Here is a 25,072-nt window from a genome sequence, read left to right on the forward strand (position 1 = left end):
GGTGGGGGACCGGCGTCGCCGAGGCGTGGACGCGCCTCGAGAAGCTCACGCGTATACGGCTGCTGCGGGTCGTCGAAGATGTCGGTGACCGGTGCCTGTTCGACGATGATGCCGTCCCGCAGCACCGTGACGTCGTCGGCGACCTGGCCGATGACGCCGAGGTCATGGCTGATCCACACCACCGCCGTCCCGAAATCGCGCTGCAGATCCCGGACCAGGTCGATGATCTGAGCCTGGGTGGTCACATCGAGTGCGGTCGTGGGTTCGTCGGCGATCAGCAGCTCGGGATCGCATGCCAGCGCGACCGCGATCATCACGCGCTGACGCTGACCACCCGACAACTGGTGCGGATAGGACCGCAGCCGCGCCTCGGGATCCGGCAGGCCGACCGCATCCAAGAGTTCCAGCGCCCGAGTCCTCGCCGCGCGGCGGGTCGAATGCCGATGGGCCTCCAGCGATTCGGTGATCTGACGCTCGAGCGTGAGCAGCGGGTTCAGGGAGGTGCCGGGGTCCTGGAACACGAATCCGATCCGGCCACCGTGCACGGCCCGCAGTGTGCGGGGCGATGCGCCCACCAACTGCTGCTCGGGAGCGCCCGCCAAAGTGCTGCTGCCGGTGACGACCGCGCCCGGCGCGTCGAGCAGGCCCGTGGCGGCCAGCACCGTCATCGACTTACCTGACCCGGATTCGCCGACGATGGCGTGGGTCTGCTCGCGGGCCACCCCGAATCCGATGCCGCTGACGATCTTCCGGTCGCCGATGCGCACCCCGAGATCGGCCACGGTCAGAACCGGTGTGCTCATCGCCGCGCCCCCGTCCGCCGCGCTTCGATCATGGTGCGCTGCTTGGGATCCAGCACGTCCCGCAACCCGTCACCGAGCAGGTTGAACGCCAGCACGATCACGAAGATCGCCACACCGGGGAACACCGCCATCCACCACGCCAGCGTGACGAAGCCCTGCGAGTCGAAGATCATCCGGCCCAGGGACGGCTGCGGAGGCTGGATGCCCAATCCGAGGAACGACAGCGCGGCCTCCGACAGCGTCGCGAACGCCAGTGACAGCGAGGTCTGCACGATCAACGGTCCCGAGATGTTGGGCAGCACATGCCGACTCAGGATGTACCCGTCGCCGGTGCCCATGGTCTTGGACACCGCCACATACGGTTCGGCGCGCACACTCAGTGTGCTGGCGCGGGCGACGCGGGCGAAGATCGGGGTGTAGACGATGCCGATGGCCAGGGTCGTCGTCGTGACGCCGGGACCCAGGACGGCCACCACCGCCAGCGCGAGCAGCAGCACCGGGAATGCGAACATCACGTCCACGACGCGCATCAGCACCGTGTCCAGCCAGCCGCCGCGGTAGCCCGCGAGCAGGCCGATCGTGACGCCGACGACCGCCGCGAACGCCACACTGACCACCGCGACCCGCATCGAGGCCGCGATGGCGACCAGCACCCGCGAGGCCACGTCGCGCCCCAGTTCGTCGGTGCCGAACCAGTGGTCGCCGCTGGGGGCCTGCAGAGCATTGGGCACGTCGATGTCGTTGACGCCGTGCGGAGCCAGCCAGTGCGCGCCGACCGCGATGACGGCGACCGCGGCCAGCACGACGGCGCTGATGACGGTGACCGGGTTGCCGGCCAGCAGGCGCCAGGACGAGACACGGTCGGTCATGACAGCCGGATCCTCGGGTCGACGACCGCGTACAGCACATCCACGATCAGGTTGATCAGCAGGAACAGCGCGGCGATCAACAGCACCGCGCCTTGGATCAACGGATAGTCACGGGCGGCAACGGCATTGAACACCAGCCGGCCCAGGCCGGGCCAGGCGAACACCACCTCGACCACGATGACACCGCCGAGGATGGTGGCCAACTGGATGCCCGTGATGGTCAGAATGGGCACCAGCGCGTTGCGCATGATGTGACGTGAGGTGACGGTGGCCGGGGCCAGCCCCTTCGACCGGGCGGTGCGCACGTAGCCCGCCGAAGCGACGTCGAGCACGGCCGAGCGCACGTAGCGGGTCATGATCGCGCCGGCGACCAGACCCACGGTCAGACCGGGCAGCACGATGTGCCGCAGCCATCCCGCCGGATCGTCGAACAGCGGGCGATACCCGGAGGTCGGCAGCCACCCCAGCGTCGTGGAGAACAGACCGATGAGCAGGATGCCCATCCAGAAGTCCGGCACCGAGACACCGAATTGGCTGGTGACGCGGATGATTCCGTCCGACAGGCGGCCCTCGTGCAGGGCGGACCACAGACCCGCGGGGATCGCGATGAGCAGCGCGATCACGATGCCCACGAGTGCCAGCGACACCGTCGCGGGTAGGCGTTCCATCAAGGTCACCGTGACGGGTTCGCCGTTGCGGAAGCTGACGCCGAGGTCACCGCGCAGAGCCGACCCCACATATCCGAAGAACTGCTGCAGCAGTGGACGGTCCAGCCCGCTGGCCGAGCGCAGCGCGTCATAGGCCTCCGGGGTGTATCGGGTGCCCAGCGCGATGCGGACCGGGTCGCCGGGCACGACCTGCACCAGTGCGAACACCAGGATCAGCACCCCGAACATGACGACCAGCGAGTACAGCAGCCGCCGCAGCAGGAACCGGAGCAGGGGACTCATGCGGCACCGTCCCGGTCCACGTGCGCATCGCGGAATCGGATGGCGCCGTCACGTCGGGCCTCGTAGCCTCGCAGGGCGGGATTCCACGCCTGGATGACAGAGGGGTTGTACAGGTAGATGTAGCTGACCTCGTCGGCGATCCGGGTAGCTGCGTCGGCGTAATCGCCTGCGCGGCGCGCGGTGTCGACCTCGACGCGGCCCGCGTCGAGCAGTCTGTCCACCTGTGGGTCGGAGAACTTCTGGGCGTTGCTCGAACCGTCCGTGTGGTGCTGGGCGTAGTAGAAGTCGTCGGGGTCGATGTTGCCCAGCCACCCCATCATCAGCATGTCGAAGTTTCCGGAGTTCTGTTCGTCGAGCCAGGTGGCGAAGTCCACCGTGCGGATGTGGACCGTGATCCCCAGTGGCGCAAGGTTGTCGGCGATGATCTGGGCGGCCGTGACCGTCTCCGGGTACTCGGTGGTCACCAGCATGTCGAGGTCGCGCGGTGCCGCTCCGGCCTCGCGCAGCAGCTCCCGCGCTCGTTCGGTGTCGAATCGGTACCGGTCATAGGGTGTGTACCACGGATTGCCCGCCGGGATCGCGAGCTGATTGACGGTGGCGGTGCCGTAACTGGTGGCCGCGACGATGGCGTCCCGGTCGATGCCGTAGGCGATGGCCTGCCGGACCCGCACGTCGTCCCACGGCTGGCGGGCCTGATTGAGCGCCAGATACCAGTAGTCGTTGCTCGCGGTGACCTGCAGGACGATCGAGTCGTCATCTTTCAACTGTGTGACCCGTTGCGTGGGCACCGAATCCGTCCAGTCGATCTCTCCGGCCTGCAGTGCCGACAACGCCGTCGACGGTTCGGAGATGAACCGGTAGGTCACCCCGGCGATGCGCGGCGCCCCACCCCAGAAGTCGGGGTTGGCCTTCAGCGTGATCGAATCGCCGCTCGTGGCCGCCGCGAATGCGAACGGACCCGTGCCGACGGGATGGGTGGCGATGGCGCCGCTTTCGACGTTCTCCCGTTGCACGATGGCCATACCCTTGAAGCCACCGAGGTTCGTCAGCAGATTCGGTGTGGGACGGCTCAACGTGAGGACCACGGTGTCCGGATCCGGTGCGGTGACCGCGGTGACCGCACTGAACTTGTCGGAGTTGGCCAGCTTCTCGTCGATGATGCGCCGATAGGAGAACACCACGTCCTCGGCCGTCAGGGGGCGGCCGTCGTGGAACACCACGTCGGGCCGCAGATGAAAGGTCCAGGTGCGCTGGTCGGGGCTGGTCTCCCAGGACTCCGCCAGGGCTGGGCGCATCCGCAGGTCGGCGTCCGGTTCGACGAGGGTGTCGAAGACGTTCTCGAGCACCTCGAACGAGAAGTACGCAGTGGAGCGCTGCGGGTCGAGCTGGTCGGGTTCACCGGAGATGGCGGCGATCAGATTGTCCGACGCGCTGTCGCCGAGATCCACCCGATTTCCCGTCGAGCAGGCCGTGAGCAGCAGGGTCAGCGCGGCAGTCAACGCGGCGACTCGTCGCGCCATCCCCATCATCACCCGGCCTCATCGGGTCGAAGTCCACGTATGCCGTGAGGCCCTGTACCCGCTTTGGCGGCGAATCAATCCTGGGCGGCTGAGGAGGCCTCAGTTCTGGGCTCGGCCTTGGGCTTGGCCTTGGGTGTCAATGACGTGAGGGCGGTGCGGATCGCGGCACCGGGACGGTCCGGTCGGCTGCGTGACGTGGCGGCGTCCTTCTCAGCGTGCCGGGCGGCCTGCCGGGCGCTGATGCGTTCGCGCAGTTCGAGTCTGGACTGCTTGACGTCGGGCAGCGTCAGTTTCGGCGGCGTGGGCGTGGCCACGGTGGGGGTCGGTTCGGCGCCGAGGACGTCGTTGCCTGGGCTGGACTGCGCCTTGAGCTCCTGCGCGACGCTCGTCGCGGTCGGGTCCGACAGGTCCTTGTCCAGATCCAACGGCTTGAGCTTGGGGAAAAGCTGCGCGCCCGTGGGCTTGCTGTAATCGCTTCTGTCGTAACCGGCTTCGATGATCACCCGAAGTGGTTTGTCGACAGCGTCGAGGATGTTCTCCGGAATGATGCCGGTGAACGGCATCAGGATCGGCAGGCGATCGGTGGGAATCAGGTAGTACTCGGTGTTGCCGTGTTCCTGGTAGTAGTCCGGGTTGGTCTTGTCGATCGCGGCGAGTTGCGCGTCGAGGTCTTCGACGCGCTGGGTGCGGCCGTGCAGGTAGTAGATGCCCGCGATCGCGTTCACCGTGGCCAGCAGATTCAGCGGATACGTCGGGAAATCCGACCACCCCGAGTACTGCCGCGCGACGTCGATCGTCTTGTCGCCGTTGTCGGGAGTCGCGCCGCTGAAGGTGATGTCGAGGATCGGGATGGTCAGGCCGTTGAAGCGCTGCATCACACCGCCGTTGGGGCGGCTCGGGTTCTCGACCAGAATGTAGACGGCACCCGTGTCGGGGTTGTCGGCCTTGAACTTCGAGGCCACGACGGCACCCTGGGAGAACGCGAAGATCACGTCGTCCTGACCGGGGTTCTTGTCTTTGAGGTTGTCCACGCCCTGCTGCACCGACGCGTTCCACGTGAGATCGTCGAATCCGTTGCGGGAGAAGGGCCACAGGCCGGCGTTGTAGGCCACCTCGGTGGTGTTCTCCGGTCGTGCCGTGCCGGTGCCGTCGAAGACGCGGCCCATGAACGTGCGGAACTGGGCATCGGTGGGTTCGTCGCCGATGTTGGTGCCACGCAGATACCACGTGGTGCCCGCCAATTCGGGAGTGGCCGACAGCGTCGGCGTAATCCCGAGGACGGCCGCGACGCCGACGGCGACCCCGGCCACACCGACAGCCCCCACCGTCGGTGTTCTCTTCGTTTTCGTCTTCGCTGCGCGGTGCCGCCCCTGAGATGTGCCCACCGATTTTCCCGCCCTGTAGCTGTGCGTCCAACCGGCCGAATCCTACGGCATGTCTTTGCTGGACGCGCCCGTTCAGGCGGGTTCAGACGATCGCGGGCACCCCGCCCGGCACTGGGAGCACCGCCGCGGACCCCTGCCCACAGGAGTTCTGATCGGAACACTCCGTCAGTGAGCACTCGGTGCTCACGGTGCCGTGTTGACCGCAGGTCGGGGTGGGGGAGGCGGACGCCGGACCGGCCAGCAGGATGCCGAGCGTGACCGTGACCGCTGCGAAGAGCGCCGAACCGAACGCGGATCTGAGCATCTGATGTCTCCTGGCGTTGTGCCTATCGTACGGCGATAACCAGCCCCGATGGCGATTTCTTCCGATGTCGGCCGCGAGCACGCCCACCGACCTAGGGTGTGGGTCGTCCACACGGCAGGAAGGCGGTCGATGACGCGCAAGAGAATCGTGATCTGGGGGACCGGGTTCGTCGGGAAGATGGTGATCACCGAGGTGATCTCGCACCCGAACTTCGAACTGGTGGGCGTCGGCGTCAACGACCCGAAGAAGGTGGGCCGCGACATCGCCGACATCTGCGGTCTTCCCGCGCCCACGGGCGTGACCGCCACCGACGACGTCGATGCACTCATTGCACTGCAACCTGATGCGCTCGTGCACTACGGACCCACCGCGGCGCACGCCGAGGACAACATCCGGCTGATGACGAGGTTCCTGCGGGCCGGTGTGGACGTGTGCTCGACGGCGATGACGCCCTGGGTGTGGCCGGCCATGAAGAGCAATCCGCCGAACTGGATCAGGCCCGTCGAGCAGGCGTGCGCCGAAGGTGGTGCTTCGTGCTTCACCACCGGCATCGACCCGGGTTTTGCCAACGATCTGTTCCCGATGACACTGATGGGATTGTGTTCGCAGGTCAGGCGGGTGCGGGCCTCGGAGCTGCTGGACTACACCAACTACGAGGGCGACTACGAGTTCGAGATGGGCATCGGCCGCGAACCCGAGTTTCGGCCACTGCTGGAGAACCCGGAGATCCTGATCTTCGCCTGGGGGGCGACCGTGCCGATGATCGCGCACGCGGTCGGCATCGAACTCGATGAGATCACCACCACCTGGGACAAATGGGTCACGCCGACCGAGCGGACCTCGGCCAAGGGTGTGATCCCCGCCGGGCACGTCGCGGCCGTCCGATTCACGATCAACGGCATCTATCGGGGCGAGACCCGGATCCAGCTCGAGCACGTCAACCGGATCGGGCGCGACGCCGCACCGGACTGGCCGTCGGGCAACGACGACGACGTCTACCGCGTCGACATCGAGGGCACGCCCAGCATCTTCCAGGAGACCGCGTTCCGATTCACCGACGGCTCTGGGCGCGACGCGGCCGCCGCGGGATGTCTGGCCACCGGGATGCGGGCGCTCAACGCCGTCCCGGCCGTCAACGACCTGCCGCCGGGGTGGGTGACCCCGCTGGACCTTCCGCTGATCGCCGGGGCCGGCACGATCCGCTGACGAAAGTTCGCTGAAATCGCGCAGGCGTAACGAATTGCTCGGCTGTCCCGAGAATCCGGGTAAGAGGACTCGGGGTGAGCACATGAGGGGCGGTACGTTGCGCGCGGTTGGACTGTCGGTCGGCACCACCACGCTGGCCGCCGTCACCTCGGACAATGCTGTCCGCAGGCCCCCGTCGGTGACCGTGGCCGGACGCCCGATCAGCGATTTCGTCGACCGAGTCGGCGACCCGGTGGGCATCCTGGCCGCCGACGGATCCAGCCACCGCGCCGAGCGTCTGCTGGCAGAGGCCCTGCGGGCCGCGGCCTACGACGCGACACGCGGTGCCCCTCTGCCGGACCTGGTCGCCGTCTCGACCCCCGCGCACTGGCGGCGCGCCTCGGTGGATGCCCTCACCCGCGCGTTGACGCGGGTGCCGGAGTGGTCACGGCGCCCACCCGTGGTGCTGCCCGACGTCGACGCGGCGGTCGCCGCCATGCAGGCCGATCCCGGGCTGCCGTTGCGGGGTGTGCTGGCGGTGTGCGATTTCGGTGGCAGCGGAACGAGCCTCACGCTCGTCGACGCCGCGCACAGCGCCGCGCCCATCGGGGCGACCGTGCGCCACTCCGACCTGGCCGGCGACACCGTGGACCAGGCGCTGCTGACCCACGTCATCGGGGAGTTGGCCGGCGCGGGCTCGGTGGACCTCAACAGCACCTCGGCGATCGGCTCACTGTGGCGGCTGCGGGCCCAGTGCCGGGCCGCCAAAGAGCGCCTGTCGGCGAGTGCGGTGACCGCGCTGCCGGTCGAGTTGCCGGAGTTCCGCGGCGACATCCGGATCACCCGCGCCGAACTCGACGCCTTGGTGCGCGGACCGCTCGACGACTTCCTGGGCCTGCTCGATGACACGTTGCGCCGCAACGGTATCCTCCCGGCCGACCTCAGCGCGGTGGTGACGGTCGGCGGCGGGGCGGCGATGTCCACCATCACCACGACGCTGTCGGAGCACCTGCGGGTGCCCGTCATCACCCGGCCGCGGCCCGATCTTGTCGCGGCAACCGGTGCGGCACTGCGGGCCCTGCGCGGCCCGGCCGATGCGACGGCGACCGCGATGGCCACGGCGGTGCCCGCCGCTGTGGCTGAGCCTCCTGTGGCGTCCGGTGGGCCTGCCGCCGTCGCGCCGCCCTCGGCCGCCTCGACGGCGGCGCAGTCGTTGGCGTGGTCCGAGGTGCCCGACGATGATCTCGCGGGCGAGATCGACCCCGCCGAGGAGATGGCGCCCGTCACGGGCCTGACGAGCGCGCGCCCGATGATCGAGTTCGACGCCCCCGACGAAGAACCCGAGTCCCGGCGGACCCGCTGGTATCGGCGTCCGACGACGGTCATGGTGGCAGCCGCCGCGGTGCTGATCGCGGCCGTCTCGGCCACCGCTGTGGTGCTGGTCAACGACGCCGGGGTGGTGCATCAGGTGTCGGACCCGACGCCCAGCATCAGCACCACCCCGCCGGCACCTGCGCCGGTCGTCGCCGCGCCGCCGGAACCCGCACCGGCGCCCGCGGACGTCGCCCCGCCGCGCACCGTCGTCGTCACACCGGCGCCGGTCACGCATCAGGTGCAGAGCGCCCCGGCGCCCGCACCGGCGGAGGCGCCTGCGCCGGCGCCCGAACCCGCCGCCCCGGTGACCTCGACCGTCACCGAGACGGTGACGCCCAGTCCCACGCCGGCGCCCTCGCCAACGCCGGCGCCACCGCCGCCGTCGTCGAATCCTGAACCCGAACCCAGTTCCCCGGCGCCCACCGCGGAACGTCCTGTACAACAGTGGATTCCGACCATCCCGCCGATCCCGACCATCCCGGGACTGCCGCCGGCGCTGCAACCGCCCGGCACGCAGGGCTGAGGCAGCTAGTTCGGCCGGCTGTGCTTGAGCAGCGTCAGCTTCACCATCGGCATGTGCATCTCCTGCGGCGCGGCCGCCATCTGCTCGGCGACGCTGCGTTCGAGCCGGTCACAGAACTCGTCGGCCCGTGGATCGGTCCGGCCACCCTCGAGGCCCGCCACCAGGCAGCTGAACGTCGAGTCCCGGATGAACGAACCCCATTGTCTGCCAAAGGCTTGCGCGTCCTTGTCGACCCGGAACTGCTGGAAGTACCTGTCGTGGGCGTCGAAGGTCTCCAGATGCTCGATCGACAGCCCCTCGAACCGGTCCTTCGGCGCGAATGGTGCGAGGAAGTCCTTCTCGCTGCGGCCCGCGAGCGGAATGATCATGCCGTGCAGTTCCTCGGCACTGATGAGTCCTGAACCCGACAGTTCCTGCAGGCCCGCATACAGACTGTCGACCAGGGGCTTGAGGCCGAGCTGGCCGTCCTGGTCGAGGCCCATCGTCAGCACCACGAGCCGGCCGTGATGAGTCAGCTCCCGACCCCGGAACGCGATGAACTCATGCCAGTCGTGGGCGGCCTGGCGCGCGCACGCGGCCCGCACCCTCTCGTCGCGGCTGTAGGCGGGAAGCACATGATCGGGGATGGCCGTCGGAATGCGGGACAACCATTGGATCGCCCACGACGACCAGCCCAGTGAGACGCTGTACGACGGCAGGACCTGCTGGTAGAACGACCGCCCGATGGCAGAGGCGTACACCGCCCCGTCACGGGTCAGGTAACTGTCCGGATCGTTCTCCAGGGTGTCGAAGAGGGCGGAGAAGTCGTTGTCGTGGGCGTCGGTGTGTGCCACCAGCACGGGCTGCTCGCGCGGCGTCCGGGCCCGCAGGGCCTGGATCGCGTGAGAGATCGGCAGCAGCGCATTGTGACCCGTGCCCGCGCCATAGTCCGCAAGGAGAAGCGGGGTCGGCGGTTGGGGCAGGGGAACGGTCTTGGCTGCGTCGATGAACAGTTCGACCGCTGGCTGCAGACCGGAAGCCTGCAGCCGCGAGGCAGCGGTGTAGGTGGGGCTGTCGGGGGATTCCGGCCGGACGACGATGCTGGACTCGGGCATGCTCAGCTCCGTCGGCGGCGCCGCAGCAGAAGCCCGACCAGGACGCCGACCACGAGCAGGGCCGTGGAGAACAACCACATGGGTGCGGACACCGTGATCCACAGAATGTGGACGCCGACCGCGTCGCGGTTCTGCGCGATGAAGATCGCCGCCAGGACCAGCAGGATGAGCGCCACCCAGTAGCGCAGTGCGACCCGGCGAACCGTACCGCCGGTGGGCGCGTTCAGATCCGTGCTGTGCGAGGCCACGTCCGTCTCCTCAGCTGGTTGTGCCGTCCTGAACGCAACGGTAGTCCCCGCAGCCCAGCCGTGACACACTTCGGGCGTGAATCGCCGCGCCCCACGGGGTCTGATGATTGCCGGTTTCGTGTCGATCGTGGTGTCGTTCATCGGGTTCGTCGCGTCGCTGCTGCTGAACGCGTTCGTGTTCGACGACTACGACGCCTACGGGGAGGTGCCGATCCCCGGCAGTGCCGCGCTGCACCTGCCCGCGGGCGATGTCACGATCTCCTTCCACACCGTGGCGATCGGCAGTCCGTCGGGCGCGCTGCCGATCCCGGATCTGCGGATGAACCTGCGCGGGCCCGGCGGCCAGGATCCTGAGGTCACCGAGAACATCGGGTCGACGACCACCGTGAACAACGACATGCGGCGTCGCGTGTGGGTGGCGCACATCCCCGCCGAAGGGGTCTACGAAGTCGAGACCGACGGTGAGGTGGGCGCGTTCGTCCGCCCGACGCTGGCGTTCGGCAGCGACGGCGGCCGTGGTTGGTTGCCGTGGGTGTTCGTCGCCATCTTCGCCAACGGCATGATCGATCTTGTGATCGCGGGGGTGTGGCTGTCGCGGATCAGGCGCCGTGAACAGCTGGCGGCGTTCAACCCGTCACCGGCGCAGGATGCGGTGTCGGCGACGCCCGCGCAGTCCTACACGCCCACCGATGACGGAGTCCGCATCGAGGCGCTCAGAAACCTGGCGGCACTGCGTGATTCGGGTGCACTGACCGAGGATGAGTTTCAGGCCGAGAAGCGTCGGGTGCTCGACGGGATGTGAGTCCCCGGCGCTTCTGCTGGCCTGTTGGGCCCCTTCCTCACCACCGCTCGTCCCTGGGCCATTCAGGCCACCTCCTTCGCCCCGCTCGTTCCGGGCCTTTCAGGCCATCTCCTTCGCCCCGCTCGTTCCTCGCGGTGCTGCGTCGGTGCCCGGCTGGTGGTTCGTCAGTGGCCGCGTTTCACCCAGTCGTCGTAGTTCACCAGTTCGTCGCCGATTCGGGTGGTGTCCCCGTGCCCGGTGTAGACCACCGTGTCGGCGGGCAGCGCCCCCAGCCTGTCCTTGATCGAATCGAGGATGGTGGGGAAGTCGGAGAATGACCGTCCGGTGGCGCCGGGGCCGCCCTGGAACAGGGTGTCGCCCGAGAACACCGCACCCAGGTCGGGCGCGTACCAGCACACCGATCCCGGGGAGTGGCCCGGGGTGTGGATGGCGTGCAGTTCGACGCCTCCGGCCTGCAGCCGGACCCCGTCATCGACGGTGTGGAAGTCCTTGTCCGGATGGGTCATTCGCCACAGCATGTCATCGGCGGGGTGCAGCAGGATGGGTGCGTCCAGGGTGCTGGCCAGTTCGGGGGCCACGGTGATGTGGTCGTTGTGACCGTGGGTGCAGATCACCGCGACGACGTTGCGGCCGGCGACCGCCTCGACGATGGGGTCAGCGGTGTGGGCGGCGTCGAAGACGATGACCTCGTTGTCGTCACCGACGATCCAGATGTTGTTGTCGACGTCCCAGGTGCCGCCGTCGAGGCTGAAGGTGCCGCTGGTGACCACGCGGGTGATGCTCATTTGAGGACCACCACCGAGCGCAGGACCTCACCGGCGTGCATCTTGTGGAAGGCGTCCTCGATGGCGTCCAGACCGATGCGTTCGGAGACGAACTTCTCCAGCGGCAGGCGTCCCTGCAGGTACAGCGAGATCAGGGTGGGGAAGTCGCGTTCGGGCAGGCAGTCGCCGTACCAGGAGGACTTCAACGCCCCACCGCGGGAGAAGAAGTCGACCAGCGGCATCTCCAGGGTCATCTCCGGGGTCGGCACACCGACGAGCACCACGGTGCCGGCCAGATCACGCGCGTAGAACGCCTGCTTCCAGGTCTCGGGCCGACCGACCGCGTCGATGACGACGTCGGCGCCGAACCCGTCGGTGAGGTCCTGGATGGTCGTGACCGGGTCGAGCTCGCGGGCGTTGATGGTGTGGGTGGCGCCGAACTCGCGGGCCCAGTGCAGTTTCTGGGCGTCGGTGTCGACGGCGATGATCTTCTTCGCACCGACCAGGGCCGCACCGGCGATCGCGGCATCACCGACCCCGCCGCAGCCGATCACCGCCACGGTGTCGTCGCGGGTCACCGCGCCGGTGTTGATCGCCGCGCCGATGCCGGCCATCACCCCGCAGCCCAGCAGACCCGCGACCGCGGGATCGGCCTCGGAATCGACCTTGGTGCACTGTCCTTCATGCACCAGGGTCTTGTCGGCGAACGCGCCGATTCCCAGCGCGGGGGTCAACTCGGTGCCATCGGTCAGCGTCATCTTCTGGGTGGCGTTGAAGGTGTCGAAGCACAGGTGCGGCCGGCCCCGCTTACAGGCCCGGCACTGCCCGCACACCGCCCGCCAGTTCAGGATCACGAAGTCACCGGGTTCGACATTGGTCACACCCTCGCCGACCGACTCCACGGTGCCGGCGGCCTCATGACCAAGAAGGAACGGGTACTCGTCGTTGATCCCACCCTCGCGATAGGTCAGATCGGTGTGGCACACCCCGCACGCGGTGATGTCGACGACGACCTCACCGGGACCCGGATCCGGGATCACGATGTCCACCAACTCCACGGGCTGCTTCTTGGACCGGGAAATGACCCCGCGCACTGTCTGACTCATGCCTGACAACCTAGTGCCTGGTCCGCGGGCCGGGCGCGGTGAGGGTGCTCGGTAGTGTCGGCGCCATGAGCGCGCTCGACGTCCTCGCCGACTGGCCCGTCACCAACGCCGCCGCGGCGGTGGTGAGCACCTCGGGTGTGGTGGCCACGTTCGGTGACACGACCGCGCGTTTTCGCCTGGCGTCGGTGACCAAGCCGCTGGTCGCGCGGGCGGTGCAGGTGGGGATCGAGGAGGGCGCGCTCGACCTCGAGACGCCCGCCGGTCCCGAGGGCTCGACCGTGCGGCATCTGCTGGCGCACGCCTCCGGGCTGGCGATGCTCGACGATGCGGTGCTGGCCAAGCCCGGGACTCGTCGCATCTACTCGAACTACGGCTTCCGGGTGCTGGCCGAGGCGCTTGAGGCGGCGACCGAGATGCCCTTCGGCGACTACCTGATCGAGGCCATCTTCCATCCGCTGGCGATGTCGGATTCGGAACTGCCCGGTGGGGCCGCGGAGGCCGGGTTCGGTGCGGTGTCCACGGTGGCCGACCTCGCGGCGTTCGCTGGTGACCTGTTGACCCCCACCACCGTGTCCCCGCAGATGCACGCCGAGGCGGTGACCGTGCAGTTCCCGGGTCTGGGCGGGGTGCTGCCCGGGTACGGGTCGCAACGTCCGAACGACTGGGGCCTGGGCTTCGAACTGCGCGACGGCAAGAAACCGCACTGGACGGGGGCGGACAACTCGGCGTCGACGTTCGGCCATTTCGGCCAGTCAGGCACCTTCATCTGGGCCGATCCCGACGCGGGACTGGCCGCCGTGGTCCTGACGGACCGGGACTTCGGGGAGTGGGCGCACCCACTGTGGCCGTCAATTTCTGACGGCATCCTGAGAGAATTCGGCGCACACTAGCGCAACAGGCGCCTCACAGGGCACAATAGACACGCGCGACACACAATTTGTGATGCTCGTCAGAAGACTGAGGCCGTTGGGGAAGACGTCCCTCGTCTAACTGAAGGAGCAGCCGATGCGTGCGTCGAACCAATTTGCCGACGCGACTACAGGTGTGGTCTACATCCATGCCTCACCCGCGGCGGTGTGCCCACATGTCGAATGGGCCCTTTCTTCGACCCTGAACGCCAGGGCGAAGCTGACCTGGACGCCCCAGCCGGCGATGCCAGGGCAGCTGCGTGCCGTCACCAACTGGGTGGGCCCGGTGGGTACCGGCGCCCAGTTGGCGAACGCGCTGCGGTCGTGGACGGTGCTGCGCTTCGAGATCACCGAGGACCCGAGTGAGGGCGTCGACGGGCAGCGGTTCTGCCACACCCCGCAGTTGGGGCTGTGGAGCGGAACGATGAGCGCCAACGGCGACACCATGGTGGGCGAGATGCGACTGCGTGCGCTGATGGCCGCGGGCGCCGACACCCTGGCCGCCGAGTTGGACTCCGTTCTGGGCATCGCCTGGGACGACGCGTTGGAGCCCTACCGCAACGGCGGTGACGGGGCCGAGGTCACGTGGCTGAATCGGGGCGTCGGCTAGCTCGCCTTCAGCTCACGCGGGCCCAGCACCGGCTGCGCCACGCAGCCGCCGTCGAACCCCGGACCCCACGGCCACCGGCCGCGGTCGTCGGCCCACACCACCTGCCGCGCACGTATTGTCGGGCCTCCGATCGCGATGGCGACGTTCAGGTGCGCGTGGGGATGGGGGATGTCGACGAACTCGACCTTAGTGCCGGATGGCAGGCGCAGTTGGGCGCCAGCCTCGTGCATTCCCTGCACCCGCGCCTGCCGGGCCAGTCGGTTCAGCAGCCAACCGGCCCGCTGCGGGTCCAGTCCGGTGACCAACAGTTCGGGGAGTCCGAACGCGTGGAGCCCGACCGTGTACGCGTAGGGCGCACGGTCACTTTCGATGTACTGAATCGCCCAGCCATGGGCGCCGATTCTCATCCGGACCTCGTCGAGGACGTCCTCGTCGCTGGCGTCGGGGTGGTCGCACATCCAACACATGGCAGCTGACCTTTCTGTCGTGGTTGCTGTCAGCATGCACGCGGGGTGTGACAAGTCAGGCGGGCACCAGAATCCGCAGGGCGCCGGGCACCGCCGTGATCCGGGCGGGAAGAGCGCAGGCGTAATCGCCGTCGGCGTAGGCGTTGATGCCGGGGCACTCGACGGTGACGCTGGCCGCGCGCCGGGTGGTGACGGTGTCGAGGTTGACGTGCGTGCCCTTGAACACCGTGGGAAACAACCGGATCAGCCGGGATCGCGACGCCGAGGCGATCATCGTGACGTCGAGCAGGCCGTCGGTCGGATCCGCCCCGGGACAGATCAGCATGCCGCCACCGTAACTGCGGGTGTTGCCGACCGCGGCCATGGTCAGCGGCAGCTCGACGCGTTCACCGTCGTCGAACGTCAGTCGAAACGGCAGCAGTCGCAGCTTCGACAGTTCCGCGACCATCGCGAGGTTGTACCGCATCCGGCCGTGCGGCCACCGCATCCGATTGGCGCGGTCACTGACCAGCGAGTCGAATCCCGTCGCCACCACGGTGCCGAACCACCGCCGCGTCCCATCGGCCCCGTCGATACGGCCGAGGTCGGCGGTGTGCACGTGCCCGTCGGCGACGACGTCGGCGGCCGCGACCGGGTCGCCGGTGGGGATGCGGTACTCGCGGGCGTGGTCATTGCCGGTGCCTGCCGGAATGACGCCCAGCGGGACAGCGGTGCCCGCCAACTCCTGCAGCGCGAGCCCGATGACGCCGTCGCCGCCCACCACGACCAGGGCGTCGGTGCCGCGGTCCAGTTGATCGCGGACAAGCTCACTCGCGTGGGCGGCGTCGCGGCCGACGATCGCGCAGACATCGACACCGCGCTCCTGCAGGCGGGTGATCGCGCGTTCGGCGGCATGCGGGGCGTTGCCGTGCCCCGATGCGGGGTTGGTCAGCACCGTCACATGCCCGAGTGTCATGGAATCAGCTTGCCCGGGTTGAGGATTCCCGCGGGATCCAGCGAAGCCTTGACGGCGCGCAGCACCTGCACCCCGAGAGGGCCGACCTCATCGGTCATCCACGGTCGATGGTCGGCGCCCACGGCGTGGTGATGGGTGATCGTGCCGCCGGCGCGCACGATGGCCGTCGACGCGGCCGTCTTCGCGGCGCGCCACTGGTCGATCGGATTGCCGCGCTGACCCGCGACCACTGTGAAGTACAGCGAGGCGCCGGTCGGATACACATGCGAAATGTGGCACAGAACCAGTGCCGGCGTACCGGATTCGGTCAGTGCCGAGGTCAGTGCCTCGGTGACTGCGGACTTCAGGGTGTGCAGGTTCGACCATGACGTGGCCGTCTCCAGCGTCTCGCACAGCGCACCGGAGGCCAGCAGAGAATCGCGCAGGTAGGGTGCGGCGAATCGACCGTGCTCCCAGGCGCGTGCGGGTGCCTCGCCCAGGGACACTCCGCCGTGCGCCTCGATCAGGGCGCGGGTCTCGGCGTGCCGGCTGGCCGTGTGGGCCGCCGTCCCCTCGAACAGGGTGATGCCCAGGCACCCACCGGTGATCTGCTGCTCACCGATCTGCTCGGTGGTGGCCAGGTTGACCCCGGTCTCGGCCTCGTCGGACAGGCGCAACACCGTGGGACCGGTGCCGGTCTGCACCACCGTCCGCAGTGCCGAAGCGCCCGTGGCGAAGTCGGGGAATGACCATGCCTCGTAGCGGGTGCTCTCCGGCACGGGGTGCACCCGCACTCGCACCCGCGTGATGATCCCGAACACCCCCTCGGAGCCGATGATGACCTGGCGCAGATCGGGTCCGGCGGCCGACGCGGGAGCACGGCCGAGGTCGAGAATCCCGGCTGGGGTGACGACGGCGAGGCCTCGGATCATGTCGTCGAACCGTCCGTAGCCGGCCGAGTTCTGCCCCGACGACCGAGTGGCCGCGAAGCCGCCGATGGTGGCGAACTGGAAGCTCTGCGGGAAGTGTCCGAGTGAGAAGCCCTGTGCGCCAAGCAGTCTTTCGGCATCAGGACCGGTGACCCCCGCGCCGAGTTCGGCCTCCCCGGAGATCGGATCGAGGCTGTGCAGTTGATCGAACCGGCGCAGGTCCAGTGTGAGGGCGCTGCTGAACGGCCCGCGGATCGGGTCCAAGCCACCGACCACGCTGGTGCCGCCGCCGAAGGGCACCACCGCGATGCCGTGGTCGGAGCAGTGCCGCAGGATGGCCGCGATCTCGTCCTCGGTGCCCGGGGTCAGCACCGCGTCGGGCGCGTCCTGCTCGCCGCGGTCGGCGCGACGCAGCAGGTCCAGGGTGGACTTGCCGCCGGCGTGCAGCAGGCGCAGATGGTCGTCGACCGAGACGTTCTCGGCTCCGACGATGGCCGACAGGGCCACCCGGTCGGCCTCCGGCAGGGCACAGGGGCGTACCCGGACCTCATCGGGCGTCACCGCCGGGACGGTCTGTTCCGCGACGCCCAGGGCCTGGGTCAGCAGCGCGCGGATCCCGTCGGACAGTGGTTTGGCCGCCGCCGGGTCTCCCCAGGCGTTCCACTTCATCGGAGGCTCAAGCATGCGTTACAGTATTACACATGCTGTCAATCGGTAACGATGAGGACATCGGTGAGCGGATTCTCACCGCGGCCGCCACGTGCGTGCGCGACTACGGGATCGATCGGGTCACGCTGGCCGAGATCGCCCGCCGTGCCAAGGTCAGCCGGCCCACCGTCTACCGGCGCTGGCCCGACACCGAGGCGATCCTGGCGGCGCTGCTGACGCGCCGAATCACCGACGTGGCCCGCGACGTTCCGCTGGCCGGTCCTGGTCGCGCCGCGATCGTCGACCGGATCGTGGCGGTCGCGGCGCGTCTGCGTCACGACGACCTGCTCTCGGCGGTCCTGCACTCGGCGCCCGAATTCGCGATGGTCTACATCGCCGAACGCCTCGGCACCAGCCAGCGACTGCTGATCGATGTGCTCGCCGACGACATCGAGGCCGCACAGGCCGATGGCAGCGTGCGGGCGGGCGACCCGCGCCGCCTCGCCACGATGGTGCTGCTCATCGTGCAGTCCACGATCCAGTCCGCACAGATCGTCGAGCCGCTCCTGCCTCCCGACGCACTGGCCGAGGAACTCACCCATGCGTTGAACGGATACCTCCATGGCTGAGTCGAGTGCGCTGAACGCCGCGCGCCGCGGTGCCGAACTTTCGATCCTCGCCGACGGCGACGTGCCCGACGTCCTGGTCATCGGTGGCGGCATCACCGGTGCGGGCATCGCCCTGGACGCCGCGGCGCGTGGTCTGAACGTCGTGCTGGTCGAACGTCACGACCTGGCGTTCGGGACCAGCCGATGGAGTTCGAAGCTGGTGCACGGCGGCCTGCGATATCTGGCCACCGGCAACATCGGCATCGCACGGCGCAGCGCCGCGGAGCGCGGAATCCTGATGACCCGCAACGCACCTCACCTGGTGCGTGCCATGCCGCAGCTTGTGCCGCTGCTGCCGGCGATGGGGCGCGCCGAGCGGGCGCTGGTCCGGGTCGGATTCCTGGCGGGCGACGGTCTGCGCCGGATGGCCGGAACGCCGGCTTCGACGCTGCCGCGGTCGCGCCGTGTCGACCCTCGGCGCGCGGCCGAGTTGGCGCCCACCGTCCGCCGCGACGGTCTCGAGGGCGCCCTGCTGGCCTATGACGGTCAGCTCATCGACGATGCCCGCCTGGTGGTCGCCGTGGCCCGCACCGCCGCGCAGCACGGCGCCCGGATCCTGACCCGGGTCTCGGCTGTCGACGTCGCCGGCACCTCGGCGCGGCTCACCGATGAACTCACCGGCGAAACCCTGGACGTGACAGCCCGCGCGGTCATCAATGCCACCGGGGTGTGGGCAGGCGAACTCGACCCGTCGCTGCGGCTGCGGCCAAGCCGGGGCACCCATCTGGTGTTCGATGCCGCAACCTTCGGCAATCCCGTTGCCGCGCTGACCATTCCGATTCCGGGCGAACTCAACCGATTCGTCTTCGCGATGCCCGAACAGCTGGGCCGGGTGTACCTCGGGCTGACCGACGAGGACGCACCGGGCCCCATTCCCGATGTGCCGCAGCCGACCCCAGCCGAGGTGGGGTTCCTGCTCGACACCGTCAACACCGCGCTGGGCGTCGCTGTGACCGCCGACGACGTCGTCGGCTCCTACGCCGGCCTGCGTCCGCTGATCGACGCGGGGGAGGGCCGCACCGCCGACATCTCCCGGGACCACGCTGTCATCGAGGCGCCCTCAGGGGCGGTGAACATCGTGGGCGGCAAGCTCACCGAGTACCGCCACATGGCCCAGGACGTGCTCGACCACACCATCGCGCTGCGCGGACTGACCGCCGGGCCGTGCCGGACCCCCAACCTGCCACTCGTCGGCGCTCCCGCGAATCCGGTCTCCACGCTCAGATCGGATCATGACCTGCCGTCGTCGCTGGTGGCGCGCTTCGGCGCCGAGGCGCCGAACGTGATCGCGCGCGCCACCTGTGACCGGCCCACCGACCCGGTGGCCGAGGGGATTGACGTGATCCGCGCCGAATTCGAGTACGCCGTCACGCATGAGGGCGCGCTGGACGTGGGCGACATCCTGGACCGGCGCACCCGCATAGGGCTGGTGGCCGCCGATCGAGACCGTGCCGTCGCCGCGGCTGAGGAGTTCGTGGCTGCCCCGTAGTCACGCACCCTGCAAGCGGGAGGGGCCCAGCTGACGCAGAATCGCCCGATTCCGGAGGAATTGGGGCGATTCTGCGTCTGCTCGCGGTGAGTGGACGAGCGGTTACAGCGGGATGTTCTTGTGCCGGCCGCGGCGCGCGGGCGCCTCGGCCAACGCCTGGGTCAGCACGCTGCGGGTCTGAGACGGATCGATCTTGGCGTCGACGACACCGATCTCGATCGCGCTGTCGACACCGCCGGCGATCCGCTCGTGCTCGAGCGCCAGCTCGTCGTGCAGGGCCTCGCGCTCGTCATCCGGTGCGGCGGCGAGCTTCTTCTTGTGCAGGATGCCGACCGCGGCCTTGGCGCCCATGACGGCGACCTCGGCGTCGGGCCAGGCGAACACCTTGGTGGCGTTCAGCGACCGCGAGTTCATCGCGATGTAGGCGCCACCGTAGATCTTGCGGGTGACCAGCGTGACGCGGGGGACCGAGGACTCGCCGAACGCGTGCAGCAGCTTGGCGCCGCGGCGCACGACACCGCCCCACTCCTGGTCCACACCGGGCAGGTAGCCCGGCACGTCGACGATGACCACCAGCGGGATGCCGAACGCATCGCAGAGGCGGACGAAACGCGCTGACTTCTCGGCGCTTTCGGAGTTCAGGCAGCCACCCAGACGCAGCGGGTTGTTGGCGATCACGCCGACGGTGCGCCCCGCCAGCCGGCCCAGGCCGACCACGATGGACGGGGCCCACCGGGACTGGAACTCCTCGAACGGCACGCCCTCGTCGAGCAAAGCCTCGACCAGCGGGTGCACGTCGTAGGCGCGGCGCGCCGACTCGGGAAGCAGGGCCTTGAGGTCGGAGTCGCCGGCCTCGGCCTTCGAACGATCGAAATGCCCCTGCTGGCAGAACAATCCGACCAGGCGACGGCCGCGCTCGTAGGCGTCGAGTTCGTCGTCGGCGACGATGTGGCAGACACCGGACTTCTTGTGGTGGGCCTCCGGGCCGCCCAGCGACACCATGTCGACGTCCTCGCCGGTCACGCTGCGCACGACGTCGGGTCCGGTGACGAACACCTTGCTCTCGGGGGCCATCACGATGACGTCGGTCAAGGCGGGGCCGTAGGCCGCGCCGCCGGCCGCGAAGCCGACCACCACCGAGATCTGCGGGATGTAACCCGAGGCCCGGATCATCGCCTCGAAGACCAGGCCCACGGCGTGCAGTGCCCGCACGCCCTCGGCCAGACGAGCACCACCCGAATGCCAGATGCCGACGATCGGGCTCTGCTCCTCGATCGCGGTGTCGTATGCGTCGACGATGTGCTTGCAACCGTCGACACCCATGGCGCCGCCCATGACGGTGCCGTCGGTGCAGAACGCGACGGTGCGGACCCCGTTGACGGTGCCGGCGGCCGCCAGGACGCCGGAGCGATCCCGCTCGTGCAGCAGTTCGACACTGCCGTCATCGAAGAACGTCGACAGCCGCAGCAGCGGGTCGCGGGGATCAAGTGACTCATTCACCGATTCGGGGGCCATCGTCGTCATACCGTCTCCTACCGTTTCGCGTCTCTTAGTACTTACCGAAGGCGAGTGCGACGTTATGCCCGCCGAATCCGAACGAATTGTTGATCGCGTACCGGTAGTCACCGGTGCGCGGAGTTCCCGCGACGACATCCAGATCGATCTCGGGGTCGAGATTCTCCAGATTCAGTGTCGGCGGGATGACGCCGTCTCGCAGCGCGAGCACCGTGAGGATCGACTCCACGGCGCCGACGGCGCCGACGGAGTGCCCCAGGGCTGACTTGGGCGCGTAGACCGCGGGGCGGTGGGCGCCCATGGCGTTGTTGATCGCCTTGCCCTCGGCCACGTCACCGACGTTGGTGCCGGTGGCGTGGGCGTTGATGTGGTCGATGTCGGACGGCTGCAGGCCGGCCAGCTCGACAGCGCGGGAGATGGCGTGCCCGGCGCGCTCCCCGTTGGGATCCGGGGCGACCATGTGGAACCCATCGGAGGTGACGGATGCACCCATGATGCGCGCCAGGATGTTCGCGCCGCGGGCCTTGGCGTGCTCCTCGGTCTCGATGACGAGCAGTGCACCGCCCTCGCCGAACACGAAGCCGTTGCGGTCGCGGTCGAACGGCCGGCAGGCGCCGGCCGGGTTGTCATTGGTGTTGGACAGCACGATCCGCATCTGGGCGAAGCCGGCGATCGGGACCGCTTCGATCTTGGTCTCGACGCCGCCACAGATGGCGATGTCCGCCTCGCCGTAGACGATGTTGCGCCAGGCGTTGGCGATGGCCTCCGAACCCGACGCGCAGGCCGAGATCGAGGTGCTGACCCCGGCCTTGGCGCCGCGTTCGAGACCCACCACCGCCGCAGGGCCGTTGGGCATGTACATCTGAACGACCAGGGGGGACACCGCCCGCAGGCCACGCTCGCGCATGCCGTCATAGGCGAACACGAGCTCCTCGGTGGACCCGAGGCCGGTGCCGATCGAGACCGCAAGACGGCGGGTGTCGACCTCCGGGGATCCGGCGTTCTGCCAGACCCGGCGGCCGAGCACCGTCGCCATCTTCTGCAGATAGGACATCCGGCGGTTTTCGACCTTGTTGAGCTCGCCGTCGAACTCCTCCAACAGATGGCCGCCGATACGCACCGGCAGGTCGTACTGCTCGATGAACGGATCCTCGAGCTTGCGGATCCCAGACTGTCCGTCGAGGAGGTTCTTCCAGGTGTTGTCGGCATCGGTGGCCAACGCGGTCGTCATGGCGATGCCAGTGACGACCACGTCGGGCAAACCGTTGCCTGTTGTCAGCGGTGCCATTCTGCGGTTAAGTCCTTCCCCCCGACTCAGTACTTGCCAAATGCCAATGCCACGTTGTGTCCGCCGAAGCCGAACGAGTTGTTGATGGCGTATTGGTAGTCCCCATATCGCGGCTCCCCAGCCACGACATCGAGATCGATCTCCGGATCCGGCGTCTCGTAGTTGAGCGTCGGCGGGATGACGCCGTCGCGCAGTGCGAGAACGGTCAGGATCGACTCCAGAGCACCCACGGCACCGATCGAGTGGCCCAGCGCCGACTTCGGCGCATAGACCGCGGCTTCACCCACGCCGGCCACGCGCAGCGCGTTGGCCTCGGCGGTGTCACCGATCGGAGTCGCAGTGGCGTGTGCGTTCACGTGGCTGATGTCCTTGGCGGACAGGCCCGCCGTCTCCATCGCCCGCAGCATCGCCTTACCGGCCCGCTGGCCGTCCGGCGCCGGCGCCACCATGTGGTAGGCGTCCGACGTGATGCCCGCACCCATGAGTCGGGCCAACGGCTTGGCGCCGCGAGCCAACGCATGCTCTTCGGTCTCGATGATCATCATCGCCCCGGCCTCACCGAACACGAAGCCGTCGCGGTCCTTGTCGAACGGACGCGAGGCGCCGGCCGGATCGTCGTTGCGGGTCGACATGGCGCGCATCATCGAGAACGCCGCGATGGGCAGTGCCTCGATGCCGCCTTCCACACCGCCGCAGACGGCGAAATCGGCGTCACCCATGACGATCTGGCGCCACGCGTGGGCGATGGCCTCCGAACCCGACGAACAGGCCGACACCGGGGTGATGACCCCGGCACGCGCACCCAGTTCGAGTCCGGCGACCGCGGCCGCACCGTTGGGCATGATCATCTGAACGGCCAGCGGGGACACCTTGCGGGGCCCGCCCTCGTTCATCAGGTCATAGGTTTCGACGATCTTCTCGCCGCCACCGAGTCCGGTGCCGATGACCACCGCGAACCGGTCCGGATCGACCTCAGGCTTCCCCGCGGTCTCCCAGAGCCGACCCGCGATCAGCTTCGACATGCGCTGCACGTAGGACATGCGACGCAGGTCGATGCGGGTCATGTGGTCGTCGACGTTGTCGACGAGATGACCACCGATACGCACCGGAAGGTCCCACTTGGTGACGAAGTCGTCCTCAAGGACGCGGATGCCGCTTTCGCCGGCCAGCAGGCCCTTCCACGTGCTCTCGATGTCCGCGGCGAGCGCGGTGGTGGCCTCGACGGCGGTCACCACGACGTTCGGGAATCCGCCGTTAGCAGTGGAAGGTCTGGTCATTCCGAGCCAAACTTCTCGCGCAGGGCAGCGGCAGCCTCGGGGTTCTCTTCTTCGAGCTTCTGGATGTAGGCGACGACGTCACCGACGGTGCGCAGACCGGCGAGGTCCTCGTCGGGGATCTTCACGCCGTACTTGTCCTCGGTCTGCACAGCGATCTCGACCATCGACAGGGAGTCGATGTCCAGGTCGTCAACGAAGGACTTCTCGGGGGTGACCTCGGACGGCTCGATACCGGTCACCTCTTCGATGATCTCGGCGAGACCGGCGATGATTTCTTCCTGGCTGGCGGCCACGATGTGGCTCCCTTCATTTCTTTCTTGATGGCCCGAAAGCGTGTGCGATCCGGGGTCGTGCTCGTTATGTGGTTGTGCTGCGGGGACGCGGGGGACGGGCCCGAGCTCAGAGCTCGGCGAGTCCGTCCAGGTCGGCGGGTGCCTTGATGGCGTAGGTCGGGGTGCCCTTGAGCTCGCGCTTGGCGATGCCGACCAGGGTCCCCGCGGGCGGAAACTCAACGACGGCCTTGACCTGGGCGTCCCGCAGCGAGGCGGTGCACAGATCCCATCGGACCGGACGGGTCAGCTGAGCGACGAGCTTCTCCATCGCGTCGGCGGCCGAGGTGACAGCCTGGCCGTCGGCGTTGGACAGCAGGGTGGCCGTCGGCTCACTGGTGGTGACGGCGTCGGCCGCGGCGGAGTAGCCGTCGGTGGCCGAGGCCATGAAGTGCGTGTGGAAGGCGCCGGCGGTCGCGAGCTGACGCACCCGCGCCTTGGCCGGCGGGTTCTCGGCGAGCTTGGCCAGGGCGTCGAGGCGGCCCGCGGCCACGATCTGACCGGCGGCGTTGCGGTTGGCGGGCACCAGGTCCAGGTCGGACAGTGCCGACAGGACCTCAGCCTCGTCACCGCCGAGCACGGCCGACATCCCGGTGGCCTCGACGTTGCACGCCTTGGCCATCTCGGCGCCGCGGGTGGCGGCGAGCTTGACCGCGTCGTCGGCGCTGATCACGCCGGCGATCGCGTAGGCCGCGATCTCGCCGACAGAGTGTCCGGCGACGATGAGGTCAGCGGACTGCAGCAGGCCGCGCCTGGTGAGCTCCTGGTGGGCCAGCAGGGTGGCAGCCACCACGAGGGGCTGCGTCACCGCGGTGTCGGTGATCTCCTCGGCCGTGGCGGTGGTGCCCAGCGTGACGAGATCGAGGCCGCTGATCTGCGACCAGGTCGCGAGCTGATCGGCGGCGCCGGGGAGTTCCAGCCACGGGGACAACATCCCCGGGGTCTGCGAACCCTGCCCGGGAGCGAGCAGCGCAATCACAGGTGTCGGTTCAGGCACTCATTAAGAAAACATTGTGAGAGCCGTTTTGCGGGGTGTAAGAGATTATGAACCTCGTCTTAGGTTTTTGTGGAGAGCCCACAAAA

At 68.5% G+C, this 25,072-nt stretch carries 25 protein-coding genes; 7 read left to right on the plus strand and 18 right to left on the minus strand.

Features of this window, described 5'->3' with window-relative positions; translation table 11 throughout:
* From A5727_RS16325 to A5727_RS16350, 6 genes are all read right to left on the minus strand, one after another.
* Window positions 1–803, minus strand: an 803-nt coding sequence (locus A5727_RS16325) for an ATP-binding cassette domain-containing protein (RefSeq protein WP_157521414.1), incomplete at its 3' end; no start/stop codon positions are given.
* Window positions 800–1,672 (minus strand): ABC transporter permease, encoded by an 873-nt coding sequence (locus tag A5727_RS16330; protein ID WP_068251489.1) that lies wholly within the window; start codon window positions 1,670–1,672, stop codon window positions 800–802. The genes A5727_RS16325 and A5727_RS16330, both read right to left, overlap by 4 nt.
* The gene (locus A5727_RS16335; RefSeq protein ID WP_068251492.1) at window positions 1,669–2,622 is read right to left on the minus strand and encodes an ABC transporter permease; all 954 of its coding nucleotides are present in this window, start codon (window positions 2,620–2,622) and stop codon (window positions 1,669–1,671) included. The genes A5727_RS16330 and A5727_RS16335 overlap by 4 nt, the downstream gene beginning before the upstream one ends.
* Window positions 2,619–4,142, minus strand: coding sequence for an ABC transporter substrate-binding protein (locus A5727_RS16340; protein WP_068251699.1), 1,524 nt, complete (start codon window positions 4,140–4,142; stop codon window positions 2,619–2,621). The genes A5727_RS16335 and A5727_RS16340 overlap by 4 nt, the downstream gene beginning before the upstream one ends.
* 74 nt (window positions 4,143–4,216) lie before the next feature.
* Complete coding sequence (locus A5727_RS16345) at window positions 4,217–5,467, minus strand: PE-PPE domain-containing protein (RefSeq protein WP_157521415.1); 1,251 nt, start codon at window positions 5,465–5,467, stop codon at window positions 4,217–4,219.
* Window positions 5,468–5,609: 142 nt separating this feature from the next.
* Window positions 5,610–5,831: a hypothetical protein gene (locus tag A5727_RS16350; RefSeq protein WP_068251499.1), complete on the minus strand. Its 222-nt coding sequence runs from the start codon at window positions 5,829–5,831 to the stop codon at window positions 5,610–5,612.
* 129 nt (window positions 5,832–5,960) lie between these two features.
* On the opposite strand from A5727_RS16350, the gene A5727_RS16355 reads away from it, so the two are divergent.
* Complete coding sequence (locus A5727_RS16355; RefSeq protein WP_068251502.1) at window positions 5,961–7,037, plus strand: NAD(P)H-dependent amine dehydrogenase family protein; 1,077 nt, start codon at window positions 5,961–5,963, stop codon at window positions 7,035–7,037.
* An 82-nt stretch (window positions 7,038–7,119) separates the two neighbouring features.
* Window positions 7,120–8,913 carry an Hsp70 family protein gene (locus tag A5727_RS28395; protein ID WP_068251505.1) on the plus strand — a complete coding sequence of 598 codons (1,794 nt, stop codon included), beginning with the start codon at window positions 7,120–7,122 and terminating at the stop codon, window positions 8,911–8,913.
* A gap of 5 nt (window positions 8,914–8,918) precedes the next feature.
* Here A5727_RS28395 and A5727_RS16365 read toward each other — a convergent pair whose 3' ends face one another.
* Both A5727_RS16365 and A5727_RS16370 read right to left on the minus strand, forming a co-directional pair.
* Window positions 8,919–10,007 carry a class I SAM-dependent methyltransferase gene (locus tag A5727_RS16365; protein ID WP_068251509.1) on the minus strand — a complete coding sequence of 363 codons (1,089 nt, stop codon included), beginning with the start codon at window positions 10,005–10,007 and terminating at the stop codon, window positions 8,919–8,921.
* A 2-nt stretch (window positions 10,008–10,009) separates the two neighbouring features.
* Entirely contained in the window at window positions 10,010–10,255 is a 246-nt protein-coding gene (locus A5727_RS16370; RefSeq protein ID WP_231992103.1) for a LapA family protein, read from the minus strand.
* A 76-nt stretch (window positions 10,256–10,331) separates the two neighbouring features.
* Between A5727_RS16370 and A5727_RS16375 the strand changes: the two genes are divergently transcribed.
* A complete protein-coding gene (locus A5727_RS16375) occupies window positions 10,332–11,057 on the plus strand; it encodes an SHOCT domain-containing protein (RefSeq protein WP_502687685.1) in 726 nt (241 codons plus the stop codon).
* 164 nt (window positions 11,058–11,221) lie between these two features.
* Here the strand turns inward: A5727_RS16375 and A5727_RS16380 are convergent, their stop codons facing one another.
* Both A5727_RS16380 and A5727_RS16385 read right to left on the minus strand, forming a co-directional pair.
* Window positions 11,222–11,842 (minus strand): MBL fold metallo-hydrolase, encoded by a 621-nt coding sequence (locus tag A5727_RS16380; protein WP_068251514.1) that lies wholly within the window; start codon window positions 11,840–11,842, stop codon window positions 11,222–11,224.
* Window positions 11,839–12,927, minus strand: coding sequence for an S-(hydroxymethyl)mycothiol dehydrogenase (locus tag A5727_RS16385; RefSeq protein WP_068251517.1), 1,089 nt, complete (start codon window positions 12,925–12,927; stop codon window positions 11,839–11,841). The genes A5727_RS16380 and A5727_RS16385 overlap by 4 nt, the downstream gene beginning before the upstream one ends.
* 65 nt (window positions 12,928–12,992) lie before the next feature.
* Between A5727_RS16385 and A5727_RS16390 the strand changes: the two genes are divergently transcribed.
* The gene (locus A5727_RS16390; protein ID WP_068251705.1) at window positions 12,993–13,817 is read left to right on the plus strand and encodes a serine hydrolase domain-containing protein; all 825 of its coding nucleotides are present in this window, start codon (window positions 12,993–12,995) and stop codon (window positions 13,815–13,817) included.
* A gap of 115 nt (window positions 13,818–13,932) precedes the next feature.
* Window positions 13,933–14,445, plus strand: a complete 513-nt coding sequence (locus tag A5727_RS16395) for a DUF3145 domain-containing protein (RefSeq protein WP_068251520.1) — start codon at window positions 13,933–13,935, stop codon at window positions 14,443–14,445.
* Here the strand turns inward: A5727_RS16395 and A5727_RS16400 are convergent.
* From A5727_RS16400 to A5727_RS16410, 3 genes are all read right to left on the minus strand, one after another.
* Window positions 14,442–14,903: a DUF4262 domain-containing protein gene (locus tag A5727_RS16400; RefSeq protein WP_157521416.1), complete on the minus strand. Its 462-nt coding sequence runs from the start codon at window positions 14,901–14,903 to the stop codon at window positions 14,442–14,444. The two genes, A5727_RS16395 and A5727_RS16400, sit on opposite strands and share 4 nt — an antisense overlap.
* Window positions 14,904–14,967: 64 nt before the next feature.
* Window positions 14,968–15,867, minus strand: coding sequence for a diacylglycerol kinase (locus tag A5727_RS16405; protein WP_068251526.1), 900 nt, complete (start codon window positions 15,865–15,867; stop codon window positions 14,968–14,970).
* Window positions 15,864–17,444 carry an FAD-binding oxidoreductase gene (locus tag A5727_RS16410; RefSeq protein WP_068251708.1) on the minus strand — a complete coding sequence of 527 codons (1,581 nt, stop codon included), beginning with the start codon at window positions 17,442–17,444 and terminating at the stop codon, window positions 15,864–15,866. Before A5727_RS16410 ends, A5727_RS16405 begins: the two co-directional genes overlap by 4 nt.
* Before the next feature lie 32 nt (window positions 17,445–17,476).
* Between A5727_RS16410 and A5727_RS16415 the strand changes: the two genes are divergently transcribed.
* Both A5727_RS16415 and A5727_RS16420 read left to right on the plus strand, forming a co-directional pair.
* Complete coding sequence (locus A5727_RS16415; protein WP_068251528.1) at window positions 17,477–18,052, plus strand: TetR/AcrR family transcriptional regulator; 576 nt, start codon at window positions 17,477–17,479, stop codon at window positions 18,050–18,052.
* Window positions 18,045–19,580 (plus strand): glycerol-3-phosphate dehydrogenase/oxidase, encoded by a 1,536-nt coding sequence (locus tag A5727_RS16420; RefSeq protein WP_068251531.1) that lies wholly within the window; start codon window positions 18,045–18,047, stop codon window positions 19,578–19,580. The genes A5727_RS16415 and A5727_RS16420 overlap by 8 nt, the downstream gene beginning before the upstream one ends.
* A 102-nt stretch (window positions 19,581–19,682) precedes the next feature.
* Here A5727_RS16420 and A5727_RS16425 read toward each other — a convergent pair whose 3' ends face one another.
* The 5 genes from A5727_RS16425 to A5727_RS16445 form a co-directional block, all read right to left on the minus strand.
* Complete coding sequence (locus A5727_RS16425) at window positions 19,683–21,104, minus strand: acyl-CoA carboxylase subunit beta (protein WP_068251534.1); 1,422 nt, start codon at window positions 21,102–21,104, stop codon at window positions 19,683–19,685.
* Between the two features lie 25 nt (window positions 21,105–21,129).
* The gene (gene kasB, locus A5727_RS16430; RefSeq protein WP_068251537.1) at window positions 21,130–22,383 is read right to left on the minus strand and encodes a 3-oxoacyl-ACP synthase KasB; all 1,254 of its coding nucleotides are present in this window, start codon (window positions 22,381–22,383) and stop codon (window positions 21,130–21,132) included.
* A gap of 26 nt (window positions 22,384–22,409) precedes the next feature.
* Window positions 22,410–23,660, minus strand: coding sequence for a 3-oxoacyl-ACP synthase KasA (gene kasA / locus A5727_RS16435; RefSeq protein WP_068251540.1), 1,251 nt, complete (start codon window positions 23,658–23,660; stop codon window positions 22,410–22,412).
* Window positions 23,657–23,953, minus strand: coding sequence for a meromycolate extension acyl carrier protein AcpM (gene acpM / locus A5727_RS16440; RefSeq protein ID WP_066897787.1), 297 nt, complete (start codon window positions 23,951–23,953; stop codon window positions 23,657–23,659). The genes kasA and acpM overlap by 4 nt, the downstream gene beginning before the upstream one ends.
* Before the next feature lie 106 nt (window positions 23,954–24,059).
* Entirely contained in the window at window positions 24,060–24,968 is a 909-nt protein-coding gene (locus A5727_RS16445; protein WP_068251543.1) for an ACP S-malonyltransferase, read from the minus strand.
* Window positions 24,969–25,072 lie beyond the last annotated feature (104 nt).

The organism is Mycobacterium sp. ACS4331 (assembly GCF_001667265.1).
GTDB lineage: Bacteria > Actinomycetota > Actinomycetes > Mycobacteriales > Mycobacteriaceae > Mycobacterium.

What these genes read in the sequence shown, in the direction of transcription:
- kasA (WP_068251540.1), bottom strand. Translation starts at nt 23,660, where the DNA reads ATGACCAGACCTTCCACTGCTAACGGCGGATTCCCGAACGTCGTGGTG.
- A5727_RS16410 (WP_068251708.1), bottom strand. Translation starts at nt 17,444, where the DNA reads ATGAAGTGGAACGCCTGGGGAGACCCGGCGGCGGCCAAACCACTGTCC.
- A5727_RS28395 (WP_068251505.1), top strand. Translation starts at nt 7,120, where the DNA reads ATGAGGGGCGGTACGTTGCGCGCGGTTGGACTGTCGGTCGGCACCACC.
- A5727_RS16355 (WP_068251502.1), top strand. Translation starts at nt 5,961, where the DNA reads ATGACGCGCAAGAGAATCGTGATCTGGGGGACCGGGTTCGTCGGGAAG.
- A5727_RS16390 (WP_068251705.1), top strand. Translation starts at nt 12,993, where the DNA reads ATGAGCGCGCTCGACGTCCTCGCCGACTGGCCCGTCACCAACGCCGCC.
- A5727_RS16365 (WP_068251509.1), bottom strand. Translation starts at nt 10,007, where the DNA reads ATGCCCGAGTCCAGCATCGTCGTCCGGCCGGAATCCCCCGACAGCCCC.
- A5727_RS16385 (WP_068251517.1), bottom strand. Translation starts at nt 12,927, where the DNA reads ATGAGTCAGACAGTGCGCGGGGTCATTTCCCGGTCCAAGAAGCAGCCC.
- A5727_RS16415 (WP_068251528.1), top strand. Translation starts at nt 17,477, where the DNA reads ATGCTGTCAATCGGTAACGATGAGGACATCGGTGAGCGGATTCTCACC.
- A5727_RS16350 (WP_068251499.1), bottom strand. Translation starts at nt 5,831, where the DNA reads ATGCTCAGATCCGCGTTCGGTTCGGCGCTCTTCGCAGCGGTCACGGTC.
- A5727_RS16330 (WP_068251489.1), bottom strand. Translation starts at nt 1,672, where the DNA reads ATGACCGACCGTGTCTCGTCCTGGCGCCTGCTGGCCGGCAACCCGGTC.
- A5727_RS16335 (WP_068251492.1), bottom strand. Translation starts at nt 2,622, where the DNA reads ATGAGTCCCCTGCTCCGGTTCCTGCTGCGGCGGCTGCTGTACTCGCTG.
- A5727_RS16425 (WP_068251534.1), bottom strand. Translation starts at nt 21,104, where the DNA reads ATGACGACGATGGCCCCCGAATCGGTGAATGAGTCACTTGATCCCCGC.
- A5727_RS16340 (WP_068251699.1), bottom strand. Translation starts at nt 4,142, where the DNA reads ATGGCGCGACGAGTCGCCGCGTTGACTGCCGCGCTGACCCTGCTGCTC.
- A5727_RS16395 (WP_068251520.1), top strand. Translation starts at nt 13,933, where the DNA reads ATGCGTGCGTCGAACCAATTTGCCGACGCGACTACAGGTGTGGTCTAC.
- A5727_RS16380 (WP_068251514.1), bottom strand. Translation starts at nt 11,842, where the DNA reads ATGAGCATCACCCGCGTGGTCACCAGCGGCACCTTCAGCCTCGACGGC.
- A5727_RS16405 (WP_068251526.1), bottom strand. Translation starts at nt 15,867, where the DNA reads ATGACACTCGGGCATGTGACGGTGCTGACCAACCCCGCATCGGGGCAC.
- kasB (WP_068251537.1), bottom strand. Translation starts at nt 22,383, where the DNA reads ATGGCACCGCTGACAACAGGCAACGGTTTGCCCGACGTGGTCGTCACT.
- A5727_RS16420 (WP_068251531.1), top strand. Translation starts at nt 18,045, where the DNA reads ATGGCTGAGTCGAGTGCGCTGAACGCCGCGCGCCGCGGTGCCGAACTT.
- A5727_RS16400 (WP_157521416.1), bottom strand. Translation starts at nt 14,903, where the DNA reads ATGTGCGACCACCCCGACGCCAGCGACGAGGACGTCCTCGACGAGGTC.